The sequence below is a fragment of the Hymenobacter sp. genome (genome assembly GCF_031398885.1).
Taxonomy (GTDB): Bacteria; Bacteroidota; Bacteroidia; order Cytophagales; family Hymenobacteraceae; genus Hymenobacter.
Window position 1 is genome coordinate 1 of the sequence record NZ_JANNOD010000128.1, and the last position, 3,027, is coordinate 3,027.

At 62.7% G+C, this 3,027-nt stretch carries 5 protein-coding genes; all 5 read right to left on the reverse strand.

What is annotated here, in order from left to right; genetic code table 11:
* Positions 1–18 precede the first annotated feature (18 nt).
* Genes RMO51_RS22230 through RMO51_RS22250 form a run of 5 tightly spaced genes read right to left on the reverse strand, consistent with a single transcriptional unit; the run spans position 19 to position 2,837 of the window.
* On the reverse strand, positions 19–606 hold the full coding sequence (locus RMO51_RS22230) for a hypothetical protein (protein WP_310398188.1): 588 nt from the start codon (positions 604–606) through the stop codon (positions 19–21).
* 55 nt (positions 607–661) lie between these two features.
* Positions 662–1,336 carry an NAD-dependent epimerase/dehydratase family protein gene (locus tag RMO51_RS22235; protein WP_310398189.1) on the reverse strand — a complete coding sequence of 225 codons (675 nt, stop codon included), beginning with the start codon at positions 1,334–1,336 and terminating at the stop codon, positions 662–664.
* Positions 1,337–1,339: 3 nt separating this feature from the next.
* On the reverse strand, positions 1,340–1,732 hold the full coding sequence (locus RMO51_RS22240; RefSeq protein WP_310398190.1) for a hypothetical protein: 393 nt from the start codon (positions 1,730–1,732) through the stop codon (positions 1,340–1,342).
* Positions 1,733–1,743: 11 nt separating this feature from the next.
* Entirely contained in the window at positions 1,744–2,568 is an 825-nt protein-coding gene (locus RMO51_RS22245) for a S1-like domain-containing RNA-binding protein (protein WP_310398191.1), read from the reverse strand.
* A 14-nt stretch (positions 2,569–2,582) separates the two neighbouring features.
* Positions 2,583–2,837, reverse strand: coding sequence for a hypothetical protein (locus RMO51_RS22250; RefSeq protein WP_310398192.1), 255 nt, complete (start codon positions 2,835–2,837; stop codon positions 2,583–2,585).
* Positions 2,838–3,027: the final 190 nt, after the last annotated feature.

The window sequence follows — 3,027 nt, forward strand, 5'->3', positions numbered from 1 at the left end:
GGCAGGATTCTGAGAAGGTTAGAAGGTGAAGCGCAGGCTCACCGCGGCATCGTTGTAAAAACCGGTGTAGCCGTTGAAAACGTCGAAGAAGGGTTTGTAGTCCACACTCAAAGCGAAGGGCAAATCTTCCAGCTTGTACTCCAGGCCCAGTATCAGGTCGGCGCCGAAGGCGACGTAGGTTTCTTCGTCGAAGCGGTAGTCGCGAACCAAGTACACGTCGCCTTTGCGGCCCTTGTAGTAGTAGCGCGTATCAGCGAAGTAGTAGCGGCCCTGGTAGGACCCGGCGTGGAAGCCCGCGCCGTAATAGAACGCCAGGCCCTTAATGTCGGAAATGGCCTTGTGCTTCTCGCCCAGCACGGTGAGCCGAACCCCGCGGGCTTTGTACTCCGTCGTGAGCAAAGCTTCGAGGGCCACGCCGTTTTTGCTGCCCAAAAAGTGCTTGACGGTGAGCCCCGACGAGTAGCCGCCCCCGCGCAGGCCAATGCCGGTGCCGTAGCCCGAACTGCCGTTTCCGCCGCCGCCGCCGCTCTTTTTTTTAGACTGTGCGTTGGCTGTCAGGCCCAGCAGCAAAAAAATGAATAGTAGGGTAAACTGTACGTGCTTCATAAATTAATTAAAAAATTGGATGAATGAGAATTAGGACAAAAGTAAGCAGCCGGGGCTATATTTTTTGCGCTGGCTCCGCTTTCGCCGCAATTTCATTCGGCCCGTGCACTCGCACGCCGCCACCGTCGTCCTCGGCGGCGCGCAGCATGGCGGCGGCTACCGTGGCCGCGGCCACCGGCCGGTACTGCTGCAGGGGGCCGCGCAGCAGCGGGCGCAGCACCCGCAGCACGGCCGCCGTCACTCGTTCGCCCAGGCGGGGCTGCGCCCGGGGCCCGAGCAGCAGCGAGGGCCGAAAAATGTGGATGGCCCGGAACGGCGCCTGGCGCACCGCCGCTTCCATTTCGCCCTTCACGCGGGGGTAGTACACCCGCGCCTCGGCATCGGCCCCCAGGCTGGACACCACCAGGAACTGCCCCGCGAAATTGTCGGCCGTCAGCGCCGCCAGTGCCACCACGTACGAATAGTCAACTTGGTAAAAGGCCGCTTTCGAGCCCGCCTGCCGCATGGTGGTGCCCAGGCAGCAGAACACGTCGTCGGCGATGAGTTGCAGGCGCACGTCGCTCAGCCGGTCCAGCTCCGTCACCACTTGCGTCAGCTTGGGGTGGGCCAGGGGCAGGGCGCGGCGGCCCACCACAATCACCTTGGAGTACCGCGCCGAAGCCAGCAGCAGCGGCAGCAGGTGCGAGCCAATCAGGCCCGTGGCCCCGGCGAGTAAAGCAGTCTTGGGCATGGCTTAAGGAGCTAAATCCGCTATGCTTATCGTTGATTTATCGTGAAAGTTGTATCGAAGAATCGGTAGTCCTTCGATTTGCAGAATTCTTGCCTCAACGTCTTCCCTGAGCGGTTTCGAAGGTTTTGCCTCCTGACGGTATGGGCCGTCATATATATTCCAGTCATAAACGAACAAGCCGTACCGGGCATAGTCATGCCAAACTTTAAGACTTCCAAAATGAGGAAGAGGGATTTCGGCCGCAAGAAGCGTGTGCTCTTCGTGATGAGCTAATACCTGTTCAGGAATGAAGCCGTGGCCTGCGAAACAAAAGACTCCCAGGTTGCCCGCAGTGTCAGGGGCAAACCAGTCGAACTCCCTACCCCAGAAATCATTCATTAAATCCTCATTTTGCATCGAATTCAACGTTACTTCAGCACCGTTTCCTCCGGGGCCAGCACCACGAGGCCTTGCCGAAACAGCGCCCCCAGCGCCTTTTTAAACACCTTTTTGCTCATGCCCACGCGGCGGTACACGTCCTCGGCCAGGCTCTTGTCGCCGATGGGCAGCCGGCCGTTGGCGGCGCGCAGGGCGGCCAGCAGCGTGTCGGTGGCCGACTCGACTTCGCCGTAGCCCTCGCGCTGCAGGCGCACGTCGAGCTTGCCGTCGGCCCGCACCTGGCGCAGGAAGCCGGGCAGGGCCTCGCCCAGCCGCAGGGGCCGGAACACCTCGTTGTGAAACAGCAGCCCCTGGTGCGTGCCGTTCACGATGACGGGGTAGCCCAGCTCGGTTTCGTCGGCCACGAGCAGGCGTACGGGGTCGCCGGGCTCGCCCGCGAAGGGCGCGTCGCTCAGGAACTGCTTCCACTTGGTGGAGGCCACCAGCCGGTCGCTCTCCTCGTCGAGGTACACGTACACCAGCACCCGCTCGCCGGTGCGCAGGTCGCGCCGCTGGTTGCGGAAGGGCAGGAGCAGGTCCTTCTCCAGGCCCCACTCCAGGAAGGCGCCGGCCGGGCCGTGGTCCTTCACGGTGAGAGCGGCGTAGGAGTTGACCAGCGCCAGCGGCCGCAGGGTGGTGGCAATGAGCCGGTCCTCGGAGTCGCGATACACGAACACGCGGAGCACGTCGCCCACGCGGGTGCCCACAGGCACGTACTTTTCGGGCAGCAGCAGGTCGCCGTCGTCGGAGGAGAGGTAGAGGCCGAAATCGACTTCGCGGGCTACTTCCAGGTCGTTGTAATCGCCGAGGTGCATGGGGGAGGGGGGCGTTATAAGGGTCGGTTATTGTCGTGGGCCAGTAGGTCGGCGCCGTTTAGCTGCGCCCACCGCGTCACCCCCAGGCGGCAAAACAAGCCGTGGGCGTGGTAAGAAGCTTTGGCTCCTTCCGCCGGGTCCAGCGTGGCCAGGATGTCAAACGGGCGGCTGCCTTTGCGGTAGCTCGGGAGCTTCAGTGGCACCAAAGCCGCGGCCAGCCACTGAAAAGGCTGCGGTTTGCTGGGCGATGCTACGCAGCAGGCGCACATCGGGGGAATCCGGGGTGGGTTCCCGGGCTTGCTCTGCCATGTCAGGAGCCTGGAATATTGGGTGGTAAGCGAACTGACGCGGACTGGCGCAAAGCGGCCGCCGGGCTAATCGACCGACCGCGGCACTAGGTAAAGTCTGCGACAGACATAGAGCAGGCGTAGAGCCAGCGCGTGGCATCGCCCCTGCGGG